18 protein-coding genes are annotated in these 20631 nt (G+C 72.1%); 10 read left to right on the forward strand and 8 right to left on the reverse strand.

The features are described 5' to 3' along the window. Positions 1–4: 4 nt before the first annotated feature. The 3 genes from J7E22_RS11020 to J7E22_RS11030 all read left to right on the forward strand — a co-directional run bounded on the left by J7E22_RS11020 (position 5) and on the right by J7E22_RS11030 (position 2772). Positions 5–832, forward strand: coding sequence for a biotin--[acetyl-CoA-carboxylase] ligase (locus J7E22_RS11020; RefSeq protein ID WP_214981772.1), 828 nt, complete (start codon positions 5–7; stop codon positions 830–832). A 4-nt stretch (positions 833–836) separates the two neighbouring features. Further along, positions 837–1385 (forward strand): PH domain-containing protein, encoded by a 549-nt coding sequence (locus tag J7E22_RS11025; RefSeq protein WP_214981773.1) that lies wholly within the window; start codon positions 837–839, stop codon positions 1383–1385. A gap of 79 nt (positions 1386–1464) precedes the next feature. After that, on the forward strand, positions 1465–2772 hold the full coding sequence (locus J7E22_RS11030; protein WP_214981774.1) for a UDP-glucose/GDP-mannose dehydrogenase family protein: 1308 nt from the start codon (positions 1465–1467) through the stop codon (positions 2770–2772). Here the strand turns inward: J7E22_RS11030 and J7E22_RS11035 are convergent. Both J7E22_RS11035 and J7E22_RS11040 read right to left on the reverse strand, forming a co-directional pair. Further along, positions 2769–4343: a DUF2142 domain-containing protein gene (locus tag J7E22_RS11035; RefSeq protein ID WP_214981775.1), complete on the reverse strand. Its 1575-nt coding sequence runs from the start codon at positions 4341–4343 to the stop codon at positions 2769–2771. The genes J7E22_RS11030 and J7E22_RS11035 overlap by 4 nt on opposite strands. Before the next feature lie 107 nt (positions 4344–4450). Further along, a complete protein-coding gene (locus tag J7E22_RS11040) occupies positions 4451–4951 on the reverse strand; it encodes a GtrA family protein (RefSeq protein ID WP_214981776.1) in 501 nt (166 codons plus the stop codon). Positions 4952–5095: 144 nt separating this feature from the next. Here J7E22_RS11040 and J7E22_RS11045 point away from each other — a divergent pair, with 144 nt between their 5' ends. From J7E22_RS11045 to purE, 4 genes are all read left to right on the forward strand, one after another. Then, positions 5096–6232, forward strand: a complete 1137-nt coding sequence (locus J7E22_RS11045) for a 5-(carboxyamino)imidazole ribonucleotide synthase (RefSeq protein WP_214981777.1) — start codon at positions 5096–5098, stop codon at positions 6230–6232. A 200-nt stretch (positions 6233–6432) separates the two neighbouring features. Beyond that, a complete protein-coding gene (locus J7E22_RS11050) occupies positions 6433–7872 on the forward strand; it encodes a glycoside hydrolase family 6 protein (protein WP_214981778.1) in 1440 nt (479 codons plus the stop codon). Positions 7873–7923: 51 nt separating this feature from the next. After that, positions 7924–9099 carry a glycosyltransferase gene (locus J7E22_RS11055; RefSeq protein ID WP_214981779.1) on the forward strand — a complete coding sequence of 392 codons (1176 nt, stop codon included), beginning with the start codon at positions 7924–7926 and terminating at the stop codon, positions 9097–9099. A 9-nt stretch (positions 9100–9108) separates the two neighbouring features. Then, positions 9109–9621, forward strand: a complete 513-nt coding sequence (purE, locus tag J7E22_RS11060; RefSeq protein ID WP_308159225.1) for a 5-(carboxyamino)imidazole ribonucleotide mutase — start codon at positions 9109–9111, stop codon at positions 9619–9621. Positions 9622–9693: 72 nt separating this feature from the next. Here the strand turns inward: purE and J7E22_RS11065 are convergent, their stop codons facing one another. After that, positions 9694–10836, reverse strand: a complete 1143-nt coding sequence (locus tag J7E22_RS11065; RefSeq protein ID WP_214981780.1) for a glycosyltransferase family 1 protein — start codon at positions 10834–10836, stop codon at positions 9694–9696. A 122-nt stretch (positions 10837–10958) separates the two neighbouring features. Here J7E22_RS11065 and J7E22_RS11070 point away from each other — a divergent pair, with 122 nt between their 5' ends. After that, positions 10959–12104 (forward strand): glycosyltransferase family 4 protein, encoded by a 1146-nt coding sequence (locus J7E22_RS11070; RefSeq protein ID WP_214981781.1) that lies wholly within the window; start codon positions 10959–10961, stop codon positions 12102–12104. Positions 12105–12181: 77 nt separating this feature from the next. Here the strand turns inward: J7E22_RS11070 and J7E22_RS11075 are convergent, their stop codons facing one another. The 5 genes from J7E22_RS11075 to J7E22_RS11095 form a co-directional block, all read right to left on the reverse strand. Continuing rightward, positions 12182–13144: a YbhN family protein gene (locus J7E22_RS11075; RefSeq protein WP_214981782.1), complete on the reverse strand. Its 963-nt coding sequence runs from the start codon at positions 13142–13144 to the stop codon at positions 12182–12184. After that, entirely contained in the window at positions 13141–13992 is an 852-nt protein-coding gene (gene rfbD / locus J7E22_RS11080) for a dTDP-4-dehydrorhamnose reductase (protein WP_214981783.1), read from the reverse strand. The genes J7E22_RS11075 and rfbD overlap by 4 nt, the downstream gene beginning before the upstream one ends. A 14-nt stretch (positions 13993–14006) precedes the next feature. Further along, entirely contained in the window at positions 14007–14993 is a 987-nt protein-coding gene (gene rfbB, locus J7E22_RS11085; RefSeq protein WP_214981784.1) for a dTDP-glucose 4,6-dehydratase, read from the reverse strand. A 100-nt stretch (positions 14994–15093) separates the two neighbouring features. Further along, on the reverse strand, positions 15094–17991 hold the full coding sequence (locus J7E22_RS11090; protein ID WP_214981785.1) for a YfhO family protein: 2898 nt from the start codon (positions 17989–17991) through the stop codon (positions 15094–15096). After that, a complete protein-coding gene (locus tag J7E22_RS11095; protein WP_214981786.1) occupies positions 17981–18922 on the reverse strand; it encodes a glycosyltransferase family 2 protein in 942 nt (313 codons plus the stop codon). Before J7E22_RS11095 ends, J7E22_RS11090 begins: the two co-directional genes overlap by 11 nt. 138 nt (positions 18923–19060) lie before the next feature. On the opposite strand from J7E22_RS11095, the gene J7E22_RS11100 reads away from it, so the two are divergent. Both J7E22_RS11100 and rfbA read left to right on the forward strand, forming a co-directional pair. Next, positions 19061–19669 carry a dTDP-4-dehydrorhamnose 3,5-epimerase family protein gene (locus J7E22_RS11100; RefSeq protein WP_214981787.1) on the forward strand — a complete coding sequence of 203 codons (609 nt, stop codon included), beginning with the start codon at positions 19061–19063 and terminating at the stop codon, positions 19667–19669. 15 nt (positions 19670–19684) lie between these two features. After that, positions 19685–20548: a glucose-1-phosphate thymidylyltransferase RfbA gene (rfbA, locus tag J7E22_RS11105; RefSeq protein ID WP_214981788.1), complete on the forward strand. Its 864-nt coding sequence runs from the start codon at positions 19685–19687 to the stop codon at positions 20546–20548. Positions 20549–20631: the final 83 nt, after the last annotated feature.

Genomic DNA, 20631 nt, shown 5'->3' on the forward strand with positions numbered 1-20631 from the left:
GTGCATGTCCACATCCGCGTCGCCGTCCTTCCCCGCCACCCGCGCCGCGGTCGAGGCCGACGGCGCCGTGCTGCGGACGCCCGAGCGCACCGGCTCCACGAACACCGACCTGCTCGCGGCAGCGTCGGACCTGCCGCACGGCAGCGTGATCGCGACGCTCGACCAGACGGCGGGCCGTGGTCGCCTGGACCGGACCTGGGTCGCACCCGCCGGGCAGACGCTCGCCGCGAGCCTGCTGGTCCGAGCCGACCTCGCGCCCCGCGACCGCGGATGGCTGCCCCTGGTGGCCGGAGCGGCGATGCGGGACGCGATCGCGACGGTGGTGCCGGCCGGGGCGGACGCGGGGCGCGCCTCCCGGCCGACGCACGTCGCGGTGAAGTGGCCGAACGACGTGCTCGTCGACGGGCGGAAGGCCAGCGGCATCCTGTGCCAGGTCGCTGCCGACGGCAGCGTCGTGGTGGGCGCGGGCGTGAACCTCACGATCCCCGCCGACCAGCTGCCGACGCCGACGTCGACCTCGCTGGTCGTCGCGGGCGCCGTCGACGACGCGCCGGGTCTCGCGGACGCGGTCCTGTCCGCGTTCCGGACCGCCGTCCTGGAGGCCGTGGCCGCCTTGGTCGCGGGCGCTGCGGGCGCCGAGACGGTCCGGTCCCACGTCCGCGCCGTCTGCGGCACCATCGGCCAGCGGATCCGTCTCGAGCTGCCCGACGGCACGGTCGAGGAGGGCGACGCGATCGGCGTCGACGACGACGGCCGCATCACGATCCGGGACCGACAGGGCACCGTCAGGGGCGTCGCAGTGGGGGACATCACCCACCTGCGGTATGCATGACGGCATGAGCGCCGAGCCCCCGCCCGAACGCGTCGTCGCACGACTGCGACCGCACGCGCGGAGCCTGGTGCGCCCGGCGGTGTTCGTCCTGCTCGTGATGGCGGCCGGGGGCTTCGGGTTCGGGGTGTTCCAGGCGCAGCTCGCGTGGCTGAACGTCGTCGTCGCGGTGCTCGTGCTGCTGCTGCTGGTCGTCGGGGGTGCGATCCCGCTCGTCCGGTGGATGTCCCAGCGGTACGTCGTCACCACCCGACGGCTCGTCGTCGTGCACGGCCTCGGCACGCGCACCCGGCAGGAACTCCTGCACTCACGGGGGTACGACGTGACCGTCCGTCGGCGTGGGCTGCAGGGGCTGTTCCGCTCCGGTGACGTCCTGGTGTTCCCCGGTGATGACCCGGCCGTGGTGCTCCGTGACGTCCCGCACGCCGACCTGGTCGTCGCGGTGCTGCACGACATGGTGGAGGCGTACGAGGCCAGGCGCCGGCACCGCGAACCCGACTGGGACGAGATCGTGGGCGGCGCCGAGCGCCCGGGCTGGGGTGACGTCCGGCCCTGACGGACCGTCGGGGCGTCGACGGCTCGCGTCCGCACGGCGCTCGGTGGAAGTTCGCCGCGGACCCTGTAGCGTCTTCGCCGTGCGTATCTCTGTCATCGGCTGCGGGTACCTCGGTGCCGTGCACGCCGCCTCCATGGCCAAGCTCGGACACGAGGTCGTCGCGGTGGACGTCGACCCCGTCAAGATCGAACGGCTCGCCTCGGGCGAAGCGCCGTTCTTCGAGCCCGGTCTGCCCGAGATCCTCGGCGAGGCCCTCGCGTCCGGCCGGATCCGGTTCACGACCGACATGTCCGAGGTCGCGGGTGCCCAGGTGCACTTCCTCGCCGTCGGGACGCCGCAGGGCCCGACCGGTGCCGCGGACCTGACCTACGTGAACGCGGCCGTCGCGTCCCTCATCCCGCACCTGTCGCCGGACGACTTCGTGGTCGGCAAGTCCACCGTGCCCGTGGGCACCGCGGCGCGCCTCGCCGCCGAGGTCAGCGCCGTCGTCCCCGGCGCGACGCTCGTGTGGAACCCGGAGTTCCTCCGCGAGGGCTTCGCGGTCCAGGACACCATCGCGCCCGACCGCTTCGTCTACGGCGTGCCGGAGGGCGACGCCGGGCAGCGCGCGGTCGCCGCGCTCGACGAGATCTACGCGACGGCGCTCGCCGAGGGCACGCCCCGCCTGGTGGTCGACCTCGCCACGGCCGAGCTCGTGAAGATCAGCGCGAACGCCTTCCTGGCGACCAAGATCTCGTTCATCAACGCCATGGCCGAGATCGCCGAGGTCGCCGGTGCCGACGTCACCGCCCTCGCGGACGCCATCGGCCACGACGCCCGGATCGGCCGGAAGTTCCTGAACGCCGGGCTCGGCTTCGGCGGTGGCTGCCTGCCAAAGGACATCCGCGCGTTCCAGGCGCGGGCGGACGAACTCGGCGTGGGCGAGTCCCTGGCGTTCCTGGCCGACGTCGACGCCATCAACCTCCGCCGCCGCGACCACGTCGTCGAGCTGGCGCAGGAGGTCCTGGGCGGGGTCGTCGCCGGCAAGCGGATCGCTGCACTCGGACTGGCGTTCAAGCCGAACTCCGACGACGTCCGCGACTCCCCGGCACTCGACATCGCGAGCCGCCTGCAGGCCCTCGGCGCGACGGTCGCCGCCTACGACCCGGAGGCCGTGGTCACCGCCCGCCGGATCCACCCCGAGCTCGAGTACGTCGAGAGCGCTGCCGAGGCGCTCGGGGGCGCCGACCTCGTGCTGGTGCTGACGGAGTGGCAGGAGTTCCGCGAGCTGGACCCGACCGCGGCCGCCACCCTCGTGGCGAACCCGGTCGTGATCGACGGACGGAACTGCCTGGACCGCGACGCCTGGACCGCCGCCGGGTTCACCCTGCGGGGCATGGGCCGCTAGGACCCGGGCTCGACCCGCACCGGCTCGCGGGAGGTCTCGGCCTCCGGTCGGCCGGACGGGATCCGTCCGATCCGGACGACGGCTGCGACCAGGACCACGGCGACCACGGAGAGCAGTGCGCCGACGACCCAGACCGGCACCGGGCCTCCCGTCGCGAAGCGGGCGAGCCCCTCGGCCGTCACCGGGCCGCGCGCACCGTTCCAGAACCAGGCGCTCACCACGCCGAGCCCGTACCCGCCGATCACGACGGACCCCACCGCGATCGTCGTCGCGAGCGACCGGCGGCCGCCCGGGGTGCGCGGGATGCGGCGCCACGCGACGGCGCTGATGGCGATCAGGCAGACGATCGCGGGGAAGTAGTAGCGCCCTTGCGTCGCCGCGACGAACGTGGTCGAGAGGTACGACGTCGCGCTCGTCCACGTCTGCCCCGCGATCAGGAGCGCCGGGAACACCGCCAGGCACACCACGGCCCGACGCTCCGGTCCGCGGCGGAAGCCCCAGACCAGGACCACGCCGAGGGCGACCACCGTCAGGACCGCGGTCAGCACCCCGCCGATGGAGACCTGGGCACCACCACCCGCGCTGCCCCAGAACGTCCGTGTGATCGTGCCCCAACTCACGTTCAGGAAGTGGAGCAGGCTCGGCCCCTGCCCGGGCGGGAACGGCATCGGCGGTCGGTACTGCTCGTAGCCGTTCGGCTGGAGGTGGTGGTAGGCGACCAGGTTGTGCAGCCACCACCACGCGCCGATCAGGGCGGCGACACCGAGGGCCACGAGGGTCCGCAGGACGCGTGCGGTCATCGGGAGGCGCCCGGCACCCGCCACGAGGCCGACGACCGCGACGAACGGGATCGCCGGGAGCCCCGTGCCCTTGCACCAGATCAGCACGCCGAGCGCGACCCCGAGCCCCAGCAGGGTGCGCCGTCGCAGGTCGCCGGTGAGCAGGCGCGTCGCGAGCCAGGCGACGACACCGCCGAAGAGCATCACGGGGGCGTCGTTCGACACCGACGAGGCGATCGACGCCAGCTGGGGCGTGGCGAACAGCGCCACCGCGCCGACGAGCGCGGCTCGCGGCGACCGGGTCAGCCGGCGGACCGACGCCCAGACGAGCAACGGCAGGGCGGCGACCCAGGCGACGTCCACCAGACGCAGGACCAGCACGGCGCGGTCCCACCGGAGGTCGCCGTAGTGCGCGAGCCGCAGCGCGGCCGCGCCGACCAGGTACGCGGTCGGTGGGTGCTGGGTCATCTGGTCGACGGTCGCGGAGGTCCCGGGGACGTCCTGGAGGAGCTGGGTCACCGTGGACCGCGTCGCTGCGGGCTGCAGGGCCTCACGCTGCTGCGCCGCCATCACCGCGTTCAGGATGCGGAGGTCTCCGGGAGCCGCCCACGGGTGGCCGAGCGCGACCTGCACCGTCGCGTCGACGTGCGCGCGCTCGTCCGGGGCCTGGAACGGCGGGACGACGAGCGCCCAGACGACGAGCCAGAGCGTGAACGCCAGGGTGACGGCCGCGACGGTGACGCGCTCCCAGGTCGCGATCCGCGGGTGGTCGGCAACGGGCTCGGCCGGCATGCGGGACTCCTGGGGATCGGGACGTGACTCGCGACAGCCTAGGGGGAGTGGCGTGACGACCCGGAACCGCGGGGGCCGGAACCGCGGGGGCGCGTGTGGGCGAACGGTCAGACGCCGGTGCTGACCCGGCGCTCGCCGGAGTCGGATCCGTTCCCCGGCGTGGCCTCCGGAGCGCGACGCCCTCCGCGATCGGGGTGGTACACCCACACCTTGTACAGCCAGAACCGGAACACCGTCCCGAGCACAAGGCCGATGACGTTGCCGGAGATGTTGTCCGCGAGCGCTGAGGTGAACCCGAGCACGTAGTGCGAGATCGCGAGGCAGCCGAGGGAGATCACCATGCCGCCGAGCGACACGATCACGAACTCCACGCCCTCACGAGCGGCGACCGCACGGCGCTGGTCGCGGAAGGTCCAGTACCGGTTGCCGATCCAGTTCACCATGATGGCCACCGAGGTCGACACGACCTTCGCCCAGAACGGGCCGGAGTGGATCTCGTGGGGGGAGAACACGGTCGCGCGCAGGACGTTGAAGACCGCGGTGTCGACGACGAAGCCGATGGCGCCGACGACGCCGAAGCGGGCAAGCTGCGCGATGAGTCGCCGCACGTGGTCTCCCGGGTCCGTAGAGTGTCGTTGTCCGGCCCGGGCTCGTCGCCTGGTCCGGACCTGCCCGCACACGAGCGGGCCAACGGGCAATGGTAGACGGTGACCCCTCGCCGTCTGGTGGGAACGTCGGAAGGAACGGACAGGATGTCGTTGCGTGTCGGAGTGATCGGTGGCGGACAGCTCGCGCGGATGATGGTCCCGCCCGCGGTCGAACTCGGTGTCGACATCCGGGTGCTCGCCGAGCAGGACGGCATGTCCGCCGGCATCGCGGCGACCGCCACGGGGGACTACCACGACGCCGAGACCGTCCTGGCGTTCGCGCGCGAGGTCGACGTCGTCACGTTCGACCACGAGCACGTCCCGCAGGACGTCCTGCGCGCGCTCGTCGACGCCGGCGTCGCGGTGCACCCCGGCCCGGACGCCCTCGCGGTGGCACAGGACAAGCTCGTGATGCGCCGGAGGCTGACGGACCTGGGCCTGCCGGTCCCGGACTGGGCAGCGGTGCACGACGCCGCCGAACTCGGCGCGTTCCTCGACGCGCACGGCGGTCGCGCGGTCGTGAAGACGGCCAGGGGTGGCTACGACGGCAAGGGAGTCCGGGTCGTCACCGACGCCTCCGGTGCCGACGACTGGTTCATCGCGCTCGCCGAGGTGGGCGCGGGCGAGGCCCTGCTCGCCGAGGAACTCGTCCCCTTCACCCGCGAGCTCGCGCAGTCCGTCGCCCGACGCCCCTCCGGTCAGGTCGTGGCCTGGCCGCTCGTGCAGACCGAGCAGCGCGACGGGGTGTGCGCGGAGGTCATCGCGCCCGCACCGGACAGCGCCGGTCGGCTCGCCGACGCCGCCGAGTCCCTCGCGGTCCGGGTCGCCGAGGAGCTCGGGGTGACGGGTGTCCTCGCCGTCGAGCTGTTCCAGACAGCTGATGAACGCATCCTCATCAACGAGCTCGCGATGCGGCCCCACAACACCGGCCACTGGTCCATCGACGGTGCGACGACGAGCCAGTTCGAGCAGCACCTGCGGGCCGTCCTCGACCTGCCGCTCGGGGCCACCGGTGCGCACGCCCCCGCCGCCGTCATGGTGAACGTGCTCGGCGGTCCCGCCGACGGTGACCTGGCCGGCCGGTACCCGGACGCGCTCGCCGCGTTCCCCGAGGCGAAGTTCCACTTCTACGGCAAGGCCCCGCGTCCGGGGCGGAAGGTCGGGCACGTCACGGTCATCGGCGACGACCTGGACGACGTCGTGTACCGCGCTCGGGCAGCTGCCGCGCACTTCGACGACTGACGCCCGGCGAGTGCCCTGACGCCCGGCGGGTCCCCTGACGCCGGGCGACTGCCGCGGAGGGCGGCGAGTCCCTGACGGACTGCCGCGCGGCGGGTCCCCTGAAGGACGGACACCCGCTCGGGTGCCACCCGCACTGGCGCTGGCACCCGAGCGCACCCGGTGGTGCGATGGGACCTCGCCGTCCGAACAGGGAGTCCGCCATGCGCCGCCGTCGATTGGCCGTCCTCGTCTGCGGCGCCGCCGCTCTCGCCGTCGCCCTGACCGTCAGCGTCGCCGCGGCCCCCTCGACCGCGGCGACGGCGACGGGTCCGGCCGCGACGGGTGCGGCCGCGACGGGTCCGGCCACGTCGTCGCCGGCGTCGGTGGTCCGGCAGGCGACCGCGGCGACAGTCTGGGGGAAGGGCCCGTACCGGAGCCCCACGAGCGAGGCAGCGAAGGCCGCGACCGCGCTGACCCCGAGCGACCCGGCCGGCGCTGCCGCCGCAGCGACGATCGCCCGCTACCCGGTCGCGAGCTGGCTCGGCGAGTGGACGCAGGGGACGGCGCTGACGCGGACCATCGACCAGGCCGTCGCCGGTGCCCAGCAAGCCGGCACGACGCCCGTCTTCGTCACGTACGCGATCCCGGACCGGGACTGCGGCGGCTACTCCGCGGGCGGGTTCGACGAGACCTCCTACGACGCCTGGGTCGACACCATCGCAGCACGTCTGTCCGGGCACCGGGCGGTGGTCGTCGTCGAACCGGACGCGCTGTCGATGCTCGGCGGCAGCCGGTGTGACGCCGGACTCGAGGCGCAGCGCTACCGCATCCTGCACCGCGAGGTCCGTGCCCTCGGGGCCGTGGGCGTCGCCGCGTACCTGGACGGCGGGAACTCGAACTGGGTCCCGGTGGCCGAAGCCGCACGGCGCCTCACCGCAGCCGGTGTGCAGGACGCCCGCGGGTTCTTCACGAACGTCGCGAACGACTACCCGACCTCGGCCGAGGTGGCGTACGCCGACCAGGTGTCGGCGGCGACCGCGGGGTCGCACTACGTGATCGACACCTCGCGGAACGGGCAGGGGTGGCGTGGGACGTGGTGCAACGGTCCCGGAGCCGGACTCGGCGACGCACCGTCCGTCGCGCCGCCCGGGACCGCGCTCGACGCACTGCTCTGGGTGAAGACCCCCGGGGCGAGCGACGGGACCTGCAACGGGGGCCCGGCGGCCGGGACGTGGTGGTCGGCAGCCGCGCGGTCCCTCGTCGCGAACGCGCGCACGGCCGGCGTCACGGCGACCGGAGCCGCCACCGCAGCCCCGTCCGCTGCAGCCCCGTCCACCGGGACCGCTGCCCCCACCGGGCACCGGGACGCGGTCCTCTCGGACGGTGTCCGACGCGTCTCCGTCCGCGGGTGGGCGTTCGACCGCGACGCACCGGGGACGGCGCTGCAGGTCCGCGTCTCGGTCGACGGCACGGTCGTCCAGACCCTGACCGCTGCCGATGCGCGCGCCGACGTCGACCGCACGTTCGGGGTCGGCGCCGACCACGGCTTCGCCGGCACGGTCAGCGCCGCGAGCGGACGGCGGACGATCTGCCTCGTCGCGGTCGGGATCGGCCGCGGAGGCGACACCGGCCTCGGCTGCGCCGCGCTGACCGTGCGCTGACCTGCCACCATCGCGGTCGTGGACACGCCGGGATCCGGGGACAATGGAGCCATGCCAGCCGATCTCCTGCGCCGTGCCGTCCGCCGACTCGGTCGGACGCTGCGACCGGCGCCGGGGGCGTCACCCGCCCACCCGGCCGACCCCGTGCCTCCCGTCCCCGTCGTCGGGTACGTCGTGGCGGGCGGCGGCGGCGCGCACCCCGCGTCGGCACACGTCCGTGTGGTGCGGCGGATCGAGCACCTCGCGGCCTCCGGGGCGGCGACCGTGCAGCAGGTCGAACCGGACGCGTTCGTGTCCGGAACCGACACGACCGAGTACGCGGTGCTCCTCGTGCAGCGCGACATCCTGCCGATCGGCGTCGTCGGACCGTTCCTCGACGCGGCACGCGCACGTGCGATCCGCGTCGTGGCCGAGGTGGACGACGACTTCTTCACCGAGGCGGGTCGGGCCCGACTCGCGCGCGCCGAGTACGACCCCGACCGGTTGGCCTCGATCGACGCGGTCGTGCGGGGCGCGGACGTCGTCATCGTCAGCACGGAAGAGCTCGCCGTCGTCGTCCGGCCCATCGCGCGCGACGTCGTCGTCGTCCCGAACGCGCTGGACCCGACGCTCTGGACCGCTGGAACGTCCGCCGGGACCACCCCGGACCCGGCCGCCGAGGCCACGGTCGCACCCCCCGACGACGAACACCGCGTGCTCTACATGGGCACGATGACGCACGCGGCGGACCTCGAACTGCTCGAACCGGTGTTCTCGGATCTCCGCGCGGTCGACGGATCGCCCGTCCGGCTCGAGGTGATCGGGATCACGGAGGACTCCGACGCCCGCTGGTACCGACGGATCGAGGTCCCGGACGGCCACTACCCGGCGTTCGCCCGCTGGCTGGTGGCGAACCGATCGCGGTGGAGCGCGGGGGTGGCTCCGCTCCGCGACGAGGAGTTCAACCGGTCGAAGAGCGACCTGAAGTTCCTGGAGTACACGGCACTCGGCCTGCCGGCCGTCGTCTCCGACCGCCCCGCCTACGCCGAGGCCGCTCGCCACGGTGCCGTCGTCGTGCCGGACGACGTCGCCGTCTGGCGGTCCGCGGTGGTCGCCGCGGTCGCCGCCGGCGGACCGGCTCCCGACACGCTCGCGTTCCTCCGTCGGCGCACGTTGGGTGGAGACGGCTCGGCCTGGCAGGACGTGTTGCTCCAGGGGCGGCCGGGAGGCGCGGCCCGGTCCCGTTAGGCTCGTCGCGTGACCGACACCACCGCTGCCGACCAGCCCCTCGTCTCGATCATCATGGGGTCCGACTCCGACTGGCCGACGATGCGGCCGGCCGCTGAGACCCTCGACGAACTCGGCATCCCCTACGAGGTCGACGTCGTGTCAGCGCACCGGACACCCGACAAGATGATGCGGTTCGCGCGGGCAGCCGCCGGGCGCGGACTCCGCGTCGTCATCGCCGGCGCCGGGGGAGCCGCACACCTGCCGGGCATGGTCGCATCGATGACCACGCTGCCCGTGATCGGTGTCCCCGTGCAGCTGGCGCGGCTCGACGGCCTCGACTCCCTGCTGTCCATCGTCCAGATGCCAGCGGGGATCCCCGTCGCCACCGTCGCCATCAACGGTGCCGCGAACGCCGGGCTGCTCGCGGCGCGGATCATCGGGTCCTCGGAACCCGCCGTCGCCGAGCGTCTGGCCGCGCACGCGGTGGCGCTGGAAGCCGTGGTCGAGGAGAAGGCGACGCGCCTGCGCGAATCGCGCTGAGCCTCCAGGTCGACCCGTCGACGACGTGACGGGTCCCCGGGACCCGGCCCAGCCGCCTGCCGCCGCTCGCCGCTAGAGGTCGGCGTGCAGCTGCCAGGTCTCGGTGGCGGAGTCGCGCCAGTCGAACATCCGGGCGCGGTCCGGGCCGGCGATCGACAGGCGTTCGGCGAGCACCCGGTCGTTGACGACCTGGTACACCGCCTGCGCGAGCCGTTCCGGGTAGGACGCTCGAGGGTTCCGGGCGACCGTCACGCCGGCGTCGGACGCGACCTCGCGCACGGCCTCGTCGTCGGAGTGGACGACCGGCGTGCCGAAGTGCATCGCCTCGATCACGGGGAGGCCGAACCCCTCGGCGAGGCTCGGGAACACGAAGACCGTCGCACGGTCGTAGACCACGGCGAGGTCGGCGTCGTCGACCCGGCCGAGCACCTTCACGCGGTCGCGGGCGAGTCCGGCGCGCTCGGCGATGCCGTAGACGTCAACGTCGCCCCAGCCGTCCGGGCCGGCGATCACGAGGGGGATGTCGGTCGGGGCCTCGGGGTGGGCCATGCCCTCGATGAGGTGTACCAGGCCCTTGCGGGGCTCGAGGGTGCCGACGGCGAGGACGTACCGCTCGGGGAGCCCGAGGCGTTCGGCGCGGAGATCGGCGTCGACGGGGATGCGGAGCCGCGCGCTCGGCGCACCGCCGATGACGCGCAGTCGGCCGTCGAAGTGGTGGATCTCGTTGAGGGCTCCCGCGACGGCGTGGGTGGGCACGACCACGGCGTCCGCGTACTTCCACGCCCGCCGGATCATGGCCTTGTGGAACTGCACACCCCGCGGGGTGAGGGTCTCGGGGTGGGTCCACGGCACGGTGTCGTGCACGGTCACGACCGTCTGGCGGCCGGGGTCGGTCTCACGGTTGTGCTTCACGAGGGGCGCGAGCACGCTGGGTGCGTGCACGAGGCCGTGCGCAGCCGATCCGACGAGGCCCGCCTGCCACGCGAGCGAGAGCTCGCGCCGGGGGAGCGGCAACCGCTGCAGGCCGGACAGGCCCGGCAGCAGCGTGCGGAGCCGCTGCATGTCGGCGGGCGGTGCCGCGGACACGAGCGCTTCGACGTCGCAACCCGCCGGAGCGGTCTCGATGAGGTGGCGGGTGAGTTCTTCCGCGTAGCGGCCGATGCCGCCGGGAACCGGTGCGATCACCTGGTCCACGATCACGCGGAGCGTCGTCATGCCGGGTCGGTCCTTCCGTCGAGCGCGGACGACCTGGGGGTCCGCGGGCGCCCCGACACTATCAGCGCGGTCCCGTGAGCCCGCCGCGCGGACGGGCCTCCGGCGGTCGTTATGCTCGTCGGATGCCGCGTCCTCTCCGCATCGCGATCGTCGGTCCGACCCACCCGTTCTCGGGCGGCATCGCGACCCACACCACCTCGCTGGCGCACCGGTTGCAGGCCGCCGGACACGACGTGCGCCTGTTGTCCTGGAAGGCGCAGTACCCGTCGTTCCTGCGCAGCGGGACGACCCGCGTGCCCGAGGACGAGCCGGAGGTGACGCCGTTCGCCGCCTCGTCGGCCCGGCTGACCTGGTACAACCCGCTCACGTGGCTCCGGGCCGGCGTGGGGATGCGCCGCGCCGACCTGGTGCTCGTGACGGGCGTGACGCCGTACCACGCCGTGCCCTACGCGGTGATGCGCTTCGCCGCCGGTCGACGACCGACCGGGGTGGTGCTCGCGCACAACGTGCTGCCGCACGAACACGGCCGACTCGACGAGCGGCTCGTCCGGGCGATGTACCGCCAGTACGGTGCCGTGCTGGTGCACAGCGACGAGCAGGCGGCGCTCGCGCGGTCGATCGTGGGTGCGGACGCGGGGGTGGACGTCCGCGTGACGCGGTTGCCGTTGGCGGACCTGCTCTTCGACGGTGCGGGCGGGGGTGCGGCCGGTGACGCTGCTGCTGCTGCTGCCGGTTCCGGGGCGTCGCCCGTCACGGTCGGGTTCTTCGGCATGGTCCGGCACTACAAGGGGGTCGACCAGTTGCTCGAGGCCGCCGCGCGCGTGCCCGGCATCCGGGTCGTCGTGCGCGGCGAGTTCTGGCAGCCCGTGGACGAGTACCGGGCCCAGGTGAGCGCGCTCGGCATCGAGGACCGGGTCGAGATCGTCGACGGCTACGTGGCGATGGCGGACATGCCCGCCCTCATCCGGTCGTTCGACGTCGTCGCGCTGCCGTACCGCACCGGGTCGTCCACGATCAACGTTGCGCTCGCCCACCGCTTCGGGACGCCGGTGCTCGCGACCGACGCCGGCACGATGGCGCTCGACATCCGCGACGGCGAGGACGGCCTGGTCGTGCCGGCCGACGACGTGGACGCCCTGGCGGCGGCGCTCGAGCGGCTCACCCGCCCCGGTGCGCTGGACCGACTGCGCGCTGGCGTCGATGCCGGAGGCTCGGACCGGATGTGGGCGGCGTACACCGACACGGTCGCGGGTTTCGTCGCCGGCTGACCGGCGGACGCGCGGCGTGCTTCCGGCGTTGCTGCGGCGCTGCTGCGTGACGTGTGTGGCGCGCGGACCGCGTGTGGTCAGCGGCTGTCGGCGGCGCGGCGCCCTATCCAGGCTGCCACCCCCGCCGTGGCGAAGTCCGCGACGGCGTAGAGCAACCGGGACAGGATGGCCGCCGTCACCGCGACGCCCGGACCCGTGACCGAGGCGAGCACCACCGTGATGACGAACTCACGGACGCCCAGGCCGGCGGGGAACGGGATGAGCAGCACCCCGAGCGCGAAGGCCAGCGCGAACCCGGCGACGGCCGGCACGAAGCTCCGTGCCGGATCGACACCGAGGCCGATCAGCACGAGCCACAGCTGCGCGCCGCCGAACAGCCAGTTGCCGACCTGCAGCCCCGAGCTCGTCGAGGCCACGCGCCACCCGTAGGCGAAGGGGGCGTCCGGCCGGCGCAGGATCCGGAGCGCGAGCCGCACGCCAATCCGCATGATCGGCGGGGTCAGGCAGACCAGGAAGGCGACGCCCACGATCGGCAGCCACCAGTAGGACTGCAACAGGTGGAGGTCGATGAAGGGGAGCAGTACCGCCCCGACGCCGAGGCCCGTCGCGATCGAGACCAGCATCGCGATGAGCGACAGGACGATCGACGATGACTTCGCCAGGCCGACCTCGCCGGCCATCTGCGCCTGCGCGGCGATCGGCCACACCGACCCCGGCAGGTACTTCCCGAGCTGGCTCACGAAGAACACGCGTGCGCCGCGGAGGAGCGGCAACCGGATGCCGAACGCGGGCCACACCACGATCCACGACAGCATCGACAGCACGAGGGCGACGACGACCGCCAGGAACGCCAGGACGAGCCACACCGGGTTCATCGAGCGGACGGCCTCGGAGACCTCGCCCCACTTGCCGACCACGTAGAGCGCGCCGGCGGCGACGACCGCCACCATGAACGCGATCTTCACGGCGTTCAAGCCCCAGCGGCGCCATCCGCGGGGCGTCGGCGTGGGTGCGACTGCGATGTCCTCGCGACCGGTCACGCGGTGAGCGCTCCCGCGGCGACCGCGGCGGACAGTGCCGAGCGCCAGTCACGCATCGGGGTGAACCCGCCCCGGGCCCACCCGTCGTGCCCCAGCACGCTGTAGGCCGGCCGGGCGGCCGGCCGGACGAACGAGGCGCTGTCGGTCGGCAGGACGCGCTCCGGGTCGAGTCCGAGCTCGGAGTAGATGGCGCGGGTGAAGTCGAACCAGGACGCCTGTCCGGAGTTCGTGCCGTGGTAGATGCCCGCCGGGGCGTCGGACTCCGCGAGCTCGACGATCCGGGTGGCGAGGTCGCCGGTCCACGTCGGCTGTCCGACCTGGTCCGTGACGACGCTGACGGTGTCGTGCGAGGCAGCGAGCCGCAGCATGGTCGCGGCGAAGTTCGGCCCGTGCGCACCGTAGATCCACGCCGTGCGCACGATGTACGACGAGTCCGGGGCGATCGACCGTACGAGCGCTTCACCGGCGGCCTTCGTCCGCCCGTAGGCGTTGATCGGGTCGACCGGGGCGTCCTCCGGGTAGGGGGACGTGCCGTGTCCGTCGAACACGTAGTCCGTCGAGACGGTCACGAGCCGGGCACCGTGCCGGACGGCCGCGCGGGCCAGGAACTCCGGACCGGTCGCGTTGACGGCGAGGGCGTCGGCCTCGTGCGTCTCGGCGTCGTCGACCTTCGTGTACGCCGCGGCGTTGATCACGACGTCGTGTCCGGCGACGGCGTCCTGCACGGCATCGGCGTCGGTGATGTCCAGGTCAGCGCGACCGAGCGCGGTGACGGAGGCGCCCTGCAGCGCGTGCTGGAGGTCCTGGCCGAGCATGCCGCTCGCGCCGGTGATGAGGTACCGCGTCATGGTGTCCGGGCTCCTCAGGCGAGGGCCGCACGTTCCTTGAGGGGCTCCCACCAGGAGCGGTTGTCTCGGTACCACTGCACGACGTCGGCGAGGCCCTGCTCGAACGGCACCTGCGGCTCGTAGCCCAGTTCGGCCTGGATCTTCGAGATGTCGACCGAGTAGCGGAGGTCGTGGCCGAGACGGTCGGCGACGCGGTCGACGTACGACCAGTCCTTCCCGGTGGCCTCGAGGAGCATCTCGGTGAGCTCCTTGTTCGTGAGCTCCGTGCCGCCACCGATGTTGTAGATCTCGCCCGCGCGACCGCGCGTGAGCACCATCGCGATCCCGCGGGTGTGGTCGTCGACGTGCAACCAGTCGCGGATGTTGTTGCCCTCGCCGTAGAGCGGCACGTGCAGGTCGTCGATCAGGTTCGTGACGAACAGCGGGATGACCTTCTCGGGGAAGTGGTAGGGCCCGTAGTTGTTCGAGCACCGGGTGATCGAGAGGTTCAGCCCGTGGGTGCGGTGGTAGCTGCGCGCCAGGAGGTCGCTGCCGGCCTTCGACGCCGAGTACGGCGAGTTCGGCTCGAGCGGGCGGTCCTCGGCCCACGAACCCTCGCTGATCGAGCCGTAGACCTCGTCCGTCGAGACGTGCACGAAGCGCTCGGTGCCGTGGCGGAGCGCCGCGTCCAGCAGGCGCTGCGTCCCGACGACGTTCGTCTCGACGAAGATGCCGGAGTCGCGCACGGAGCGGTCCACGTGGGACTCGGCCGCGAAGTGCACGATGGCGTCCACGGTCGGCACGACCTCGTCGAGCTTCGCAGCGTCCCGGATGTCGCCCTGCACGAACGAGTAGCGGGGCGAGTCGGCGACGGGCGCCAGGTTCTCCAGGTTGCCGGAGTAGGTGAGCGCGTCGTACACGACGACCTCGGCGCCCTCGAGCCCCGGATAGGCGTCCTGCAGGGTCCGGCGGACGAAGTTCGAGCCGATGAAACCGGCTCCTCCGGTGACGAGGATCTTCACGAGGTCTTCCTTTTCGGAGTCGTTTGACGGAACGAGAGACGATTCTAGGGGACGATGGCCCGGTCGACCGGCGGTCCCACCAGTCGACCGGGTGGGTGGGTCAACCGCGATCAGGTGCCTGGCGGCGACGCCGACGGCGCACGAGCAGGACGCCGGTGCAGACCGCCGCCGACACCAGCACGGTCGCTGCGGTCAGCGCGATGCCCGTTCCGAGGCCCGGGGTGCGGTACTGCAGGCGGACCGTGTGGGTCCCCGCGGGGACCCAGACGGCGGCGCCGACGCTGTCCGCGCGGACCATGTCGGTCGTCCTGCCGTCGACGGTCGCCGTCCATCCCTTGCGCTGCAGCGAGTCCGCCACGACGACCCATCCGCCGCCGGTGGCGTCGACGTGGGCCACGGTCGAGTCGACGTCGCTCGGCTGCAGCGCGATCGTGGCAGTGCTCGCCGGGTCGGCCCGGTGGGACGGCGTCTTGTCCATCACGACCGTGTCGTCGGGCAGCGAACGGTCCTCGAGACGCTCGATGGTGCCGTCGGTGGTCGTCTCGACGACGTCCTTCGATGCCCACCGCACGCGCGGGAGTGCGGCCGAGCGCTCGTAGATCGTCGCGTCGCCCGTGTGCACGACCGAGACGCCGTCGCGGCTGACCGGGCGGGTGATGCCGACGACGGCCTTGCCTGCGGCGTCGGTCCCGATCGGGACCACGGACACCTGGCCGGTCACGCGGATCCGGAGGTGCCACGACGTGCTCTCCGGGATGTGCGACCCCTGCAGCGCGACGTTCCGCGGGCCGCCGAGCCCCGGGACCCAGCTCGCCGTGGACGCGAGCGTCTTGCCCGACCCGTCGGCGATCACGGACACCGTCAGGTGCATGCCGTGGGGGGCCGTGGTCGTGGCAGGCGGTCCGGTGAAGGTGATGCCGTTCAGCGGCCCGGTGTTCGACGCCGAGTCGACGCTGTGGCGCTGCTCGGTGAGGTCGGTCCACGTCGTCCGGGTCGGGGCGGGCGTGGCCACGCCCGCGAGTGGCGCCGACGGGTCGGCGATCATGTACTTCGTCGCCAGGCGGTCGAGGATCGAGGACTCGGCGAGTTCCGGCATCAGGTTCGGTTCGAGCGTCAGGTACGTCGGCGTCGGGTAGGTGTCCGGGTCGACGGCCTTCATGAGCTGCTTCCACTGGGCCGTCTGGAACGTGTGCCCCGTGATGGACCGGATCCGGAAGTACGAGGCCGCTCCGAGGAGCGTCGCGTTGCCGGTCGTCGTGTAGCGGTCCTGGTCGGAGACGTGATCGCGCAGGTAGTCGATCGCCGGAGCGTCCGGGTAGAACGTCGAGGTCGAGGCGAGCGGCCACCAGGGCTTCGTGGCGACGATGGCCGGGACCGCCACGATCGCAGCGACGACGCCCGCGGCGACGAACACGACGATGCGGGACCGGAAGAGCCAGACGACCAGCACGGCGACCACCGTGACGGCTCCCAGGATCCCGACGTGCATGAGTTCGAGCTTCGTCTGGTGCACGTACTGCTTCGGGACCACGTGCAGGGCGTTCTTCGTGAAGACCGCTGCGCCCGCGGCGACGAACAGGACCACGGCGATGGCGGCCAGGCGGCCCGTGCGCCGGAGCGGCGAGGCTGCTCGGAAGCGCGTGATCTCGTGACGCAGGTTCTCGGCCTCGACGAGGCGGCCGAACCCGACGCCGGCCAGGGCCGCCGCGATGAAGAGGACGACGCTCCGCGCGCGCCCGATCGGGTTGCTGTTGAACACCGGGAGTTCCCGGATGACGGTCAGGACCGGGCCGCCCAGGTACACCACGACCACGCTGAAGGCGAGGAGCGCCGCGACGATCGCGACGACGCCGACCGTCCGGCGCGAGCGATTCCGGTCCGCGGTGTCGCCGGTGCCCACGCGGAACGCGGGTCGGATGAGGACGGCGGCGGCGATGAGGACCAGCGACGCGACGCCGATGTACGAGTACTCCTCCACCGGGTTGCGCGTGCCCCAGGAGGCGCCCGAGGCCTGCGCGAACGAGATGTCCGGCACCCAGGACGTCACGAGCGGGAACGCGCCGAGGCCGTTCGGTCCGTGCTGCGACCGTCCCGAGAAGTCGACGACGCTCGCCGCGTTGATGGCGAAGGGCACGAGCTGCCAGGCGGCGAGCAGGACACCGACCACGATGCCGCCGACGGCGATGCCGGCGCTCCGGAGCACCGGTCGCCAGCTCCGGTGGGCGACGATCGTCCGTGCCAGGAAGAACACGCCGCCGAAGAAGAGCGCGTACCCGACCACCGCGGGGAAGCCCCCGAGCAGCATCGCGGCGACCGTGCCGCCCACGCTGAGGAGGTCGCGTTTCCGGAGTTCGACCGCGGCCCGGTCGATCGACCAGAACAGCAACGGGATGATCGCCGCGACGCGGGTCTGGGGCCAGTTCGACCACGCGACCATGAACCCGGACGACGCGTAGACGAGGGACGCGATCGCCCATCCGGCCCGGGGGACGCCCCAGCGGCGCAGCAGCAGGGACATGCCGACGGTGATCGCCACGATCTCGAGGAACTTCACGGCGCCCGGTGCGTACGACAGCGGCAGGATCCACCACGGCAGCGACAGCGGGGACCACTGGCCGGAGTCGGGGACGCCGCCGAGGGCCGTGCCGCCGGCGACGTACGGGTCCCAGGCGCCGAAGACGCCCGCGTGGGCCAACCGCACGAGCAGCGAGGTCTGCGGGGCGTTCGAGTCGATGGGGTCGCTCGTGTACAGGTTCGTGGAGTCCACGGACCCTCCGAACGTCTCCGCCCAGGGGGTGTACCGGCTCAGGAGGCCCGTGTTGAGGAACGTGGCGTGTCCGATGAGGGCCGGTCCGAGCGTCCAGACGACGAAGGCGACCAGGCCGGCCCACGCGAGGATCTCGATCCAGGCGCCCGGACGGCGGATCCACGTCGAGAACCGCATGGCGAGCCGCTCGCGGCGCGTCTCCACGGGCCCGAGGTCGCGATCAGTCGCCATAGCGCTGGAGCTTCTGCAGGTCGAGCTGTTCCTCGGCCAGGGTGCGGTTCAGGCGGGTGAGGTCTGCCACGACACCGATCACGATCGAGAGCACGGCGGTGATCAGCAGGACGACGCCGAGGATGATCGACTGCAGGTGGTTGCCGCCGGTCCCGGCCAGGAGCAGCACCATGTAGCGGATGAGCGGCCAGAGCCCGAGCACGGCGAGCACCGCACTGACCCAGGCGAACAGGGCCATCGGCCGGTACATCAGGTAGACCCGGGCGATCGCGGACCCGGACTGGAACATGTGCTGCCAGATGTTGCTGAACAACCGGGACTCGCGGGTCTTCGGGTTGGTCGTGATCGGCACGCTCGCGATGGCCAGGCGCTTGTAGCCGGCCTGCACGATGGTCTCCATGCAGTAGCTGAAGCGCGTCACGATGTTGAGGCGGATGAGCGAGTACTTCGAGTACGCACGGAAGCCGCTCGCCGCGTCCGGCAGGTCCAGGCCCGCGGCGCGCGACGCCACCCAGGAGCCGAAGCGCTGCATGAGCTTCTTGAAGCCGGAGAAGTGCTCGATCGTGCGGGTCTGGCGGTCGCCGATCACGATCTCGGCTTCACGCCGGAGGATCGGCTGGACCAGTTCCGCGATCTGCGCCTGCGGGTACTGGTTGTCACCGTCGGTGTTCACGACGATGTCGGCGCCGTGCAGGAGGGCGTAGTCGACGCCGTCCCGGAACGAGCGGGCCAGCCCCATGTTCGTCGTGTGGTGCACGAAGTGCGTGACACCGTGTTCCTTCGCGACCTCGACCGTGCGGTCGGTACTGCCGTCGTTGATGACCAGGATCTCGATTTCGTCGATGCCGTCGATCTGCGTGGGGATCGAGTCGATGACGCTGGCGAGCGTGTTCTCCTCGTTGAGGCAGGGGATCTGGACGAATAGCTTCACGGGTTCGCGTGTCTCGTTTCGGGAGTCGGCGTGGCGCAGAACCATGACAGCCTATGCGAACGCGCAGGCACCGGGCGTGCACGCCGCCGTGTCGGGTCGTGATGGGTGGTGTATCGGCTCGGTTGCTAGGCTGCTCCGGTGCAGATCCGCGAACTGAAGATCCCCGGCGCGTGGGAGTTCACGCCCGTCCAGCACGGCGACGCACGAGGAGCATTCCTCGAGGCGTACCGGGCCGACGTCCTCGAGCAGACGGTCGGGCACCCGCTCGACCTCCGCCAGGTGAACATGTCGATCTCCTCCGCCGGTGTCGCGCGGGGGATCCACTACGCCCTCGTGCCGCCGAGCCAGGCGAAGTACGTCACCGCGGTGCGCGGCGCGTTCATCGACTACATCGTCGACATCCGCGTCGGGTCCCCGACGTTCGGCCAGTGGGACTCCGTCCGGATCGACGACGTCGACCGCCGTGCCGTCTACCTGTCCGAGGGACTCGGCCACGCGATCGTGGCGCTCGAGGACCAGTCGACCGTGAACTACCTGGTCAGCGCCCACTACGACCCGGAGCGCGAGAAGGGCATCACGATCCTCGACCCGACGGTCGGGCTCGAACTGCCGAGCGGCATCGCCGAACCCGTCCTGTCCGAGAAGGACACCAAGGCACCCACACTCGAGGAAGCGGCGGCCCAGGGACTCCTGCCGACGTACGACGAGTGCGTCGCGTACACCGAGTCCCTCCGCACGACGAAGTAAGGAAGCACCCCGTTCATGAAGGGCATCATCCTCGCCGGCGGTTCCGGCACGCGCCTCTGGCCCATCACCAAGGGCATCTCGAAGCAGCTCATGCCGATCTACGACAAGCCGATGGTGTACTACCCGCTGTCGACGCTGATGATGGCCGGCATCCGCGAGGTCCTCGTCATCACGACCCCGGAGTACAACGAGCAGTTCCGCGCGCTGCTCGGCGACGGTTCGGCACTCGGCATGGACATCCAGTACGCCGTCCAGCCGAGCCCCGACGGCTTGGCGCAGGCGTTCGTCATCGGTGAGGACTTCATCGGCGACGACAGCGTCGCGCTCGTCCTCGGCGACAACATCTTCCACGGCACGGGCCTCGGCACGAACCTCCGGAAGAACACCGAGGTCGACGGTGCGACGATCTTCGCTTACCACGTCGCCGACCCGAAGGCGTACGGCGTCGTGGAGTTCGACGACGACTTCCAGGCCGTCTCCATCGAGGAGAAGCCCGCCGAGCCGAAGTCGAACTACGCCGTCCCCGGACTGTACTTCTACGACAACAAGGTCATCGAGATCGCGAAGACCATCGAGCCGAGCGCCCGTGGCGAACTCGAGATCTCGACCGTCAACGAGCGGTACCTCGACGCCGGCGAGCTCGGCGTCCAGGTGCTCGACCGCGGCACGGCCTGGCTCGACACCGGGACGTTCGAGTCGATGATGCAGGCGTCCGAGTACGTCAAGGTGATCGAGGACCGGCAGGGCTTCAAGATCGGCTGCATCGAGGAGATCGCCTGGCGCAACGGCTGGATCGACGACGCACAGCTCGCCGAACTCGCCGCGCCGCTCGTGAAGGGCGGCTACGGGGTCTACCTGCAGCGCCTGCTCCACTCCTGACCCGTCGTGGGTCTCTTCGGACGCCGCCGCCCGGACGCACCGCAGCCTGGTCCCGTTGACGGACTGGAGGCGCGGCACGCGTC

This window comes from Curtobacterium sp. ISL-83 (genome assembly GCF_018613895.1).
Taxonomy (GTDB): Bacteria; Actinomycetota; Actinomycetes; order Actinomycetales; family Microbacteriaceae; genus Curtobacterium.

What these genes read in the sequence shown, in the direction of transcription:
- J7E22_RS11020 (WP_214981772.1), top strand. Translation starts at nt 5, where the DNA reads ATGTCCACATCCGCGTCGCCGTCCTTCCCCGCCACCCGCGCCGCGGTC.
- J7E22_RS11025 (WP_214981773.1), top strand. Translation starts at nt 837, where the DNA reads ATGAGCGCCGAGCCCCCGCCCGAACGCGTCGTCGCACGACTGCGACCG.
- J7E22_RS11035 (WP_214981775.1), bottom strand. Translation starts at nt 4,343, where the DNA reads ATGCCGGCCGAGCCCGTTGCCGACCACCCGCGGATCGCGACCTGGGAG.
- J7E22_RS11045 (WP_214981777.1), top strand. Translation starts at nt 5,096, where the DNA reads ATGTCGTTGCGTGTCGGAGTGATCGGTGGCGGACAGCTCGCGCGGATG.
- J7E22_RS11050 (WP_214981778.1), top strand. Translation starts at nt 6,433, where the DNA reads ATGCGCCGCCGTCGATTGGCCGTCCTCGTCTGCGGCGCCGCCGCTCTC.
- J7E22_RS11055 (WP_214981779.1), top strand. Translation starts at nt 7,924, where the DNA reads ATGCCAGCCGATCTCCTGCGCCGTGCCGTCCGCCGACTCGGTCGGACG.
- J7E22_RS11065 (WP_214981780.1), bottom strand. Translation starts at nt 10,836, where the DNA reads ATGACGACGCTCCGCGTGATCGTGGACCAGGTGATCGCACCGGTTCCC.
- J7E22_RS11070 (WP_214981781.1), top strand. Translation starts at nt 10,959, where the DNA reads ATGCCGCGTCCTCTCCGCATCGCGATCGTCGGTCCGACCCACCCGTTC.
- rfbD (WP_214981783.1), bottom strand. Translation starts at nt 13,992, where the DNA reads ATGACGCGGTACCTCATCACCGGCGCGAGCGGCATGCTCGGCCAGGAC.
- J7E22_RS11090 (WP_214981785.1), bottom strand. Translation starts at nt 17,991, where the DNA reads ATGGCGACTGATCGCGACCTCGGGCCCGTGGAGACGCGCCGCGAGCGG.
- rfbA (WP_214981788.1), top strand. Translation starts at nt 19,685, where the DNA reads ATGAAGGGCATCATCCTCGCCGGCGGTTCCGGCACGCGCCTCTGGCCC.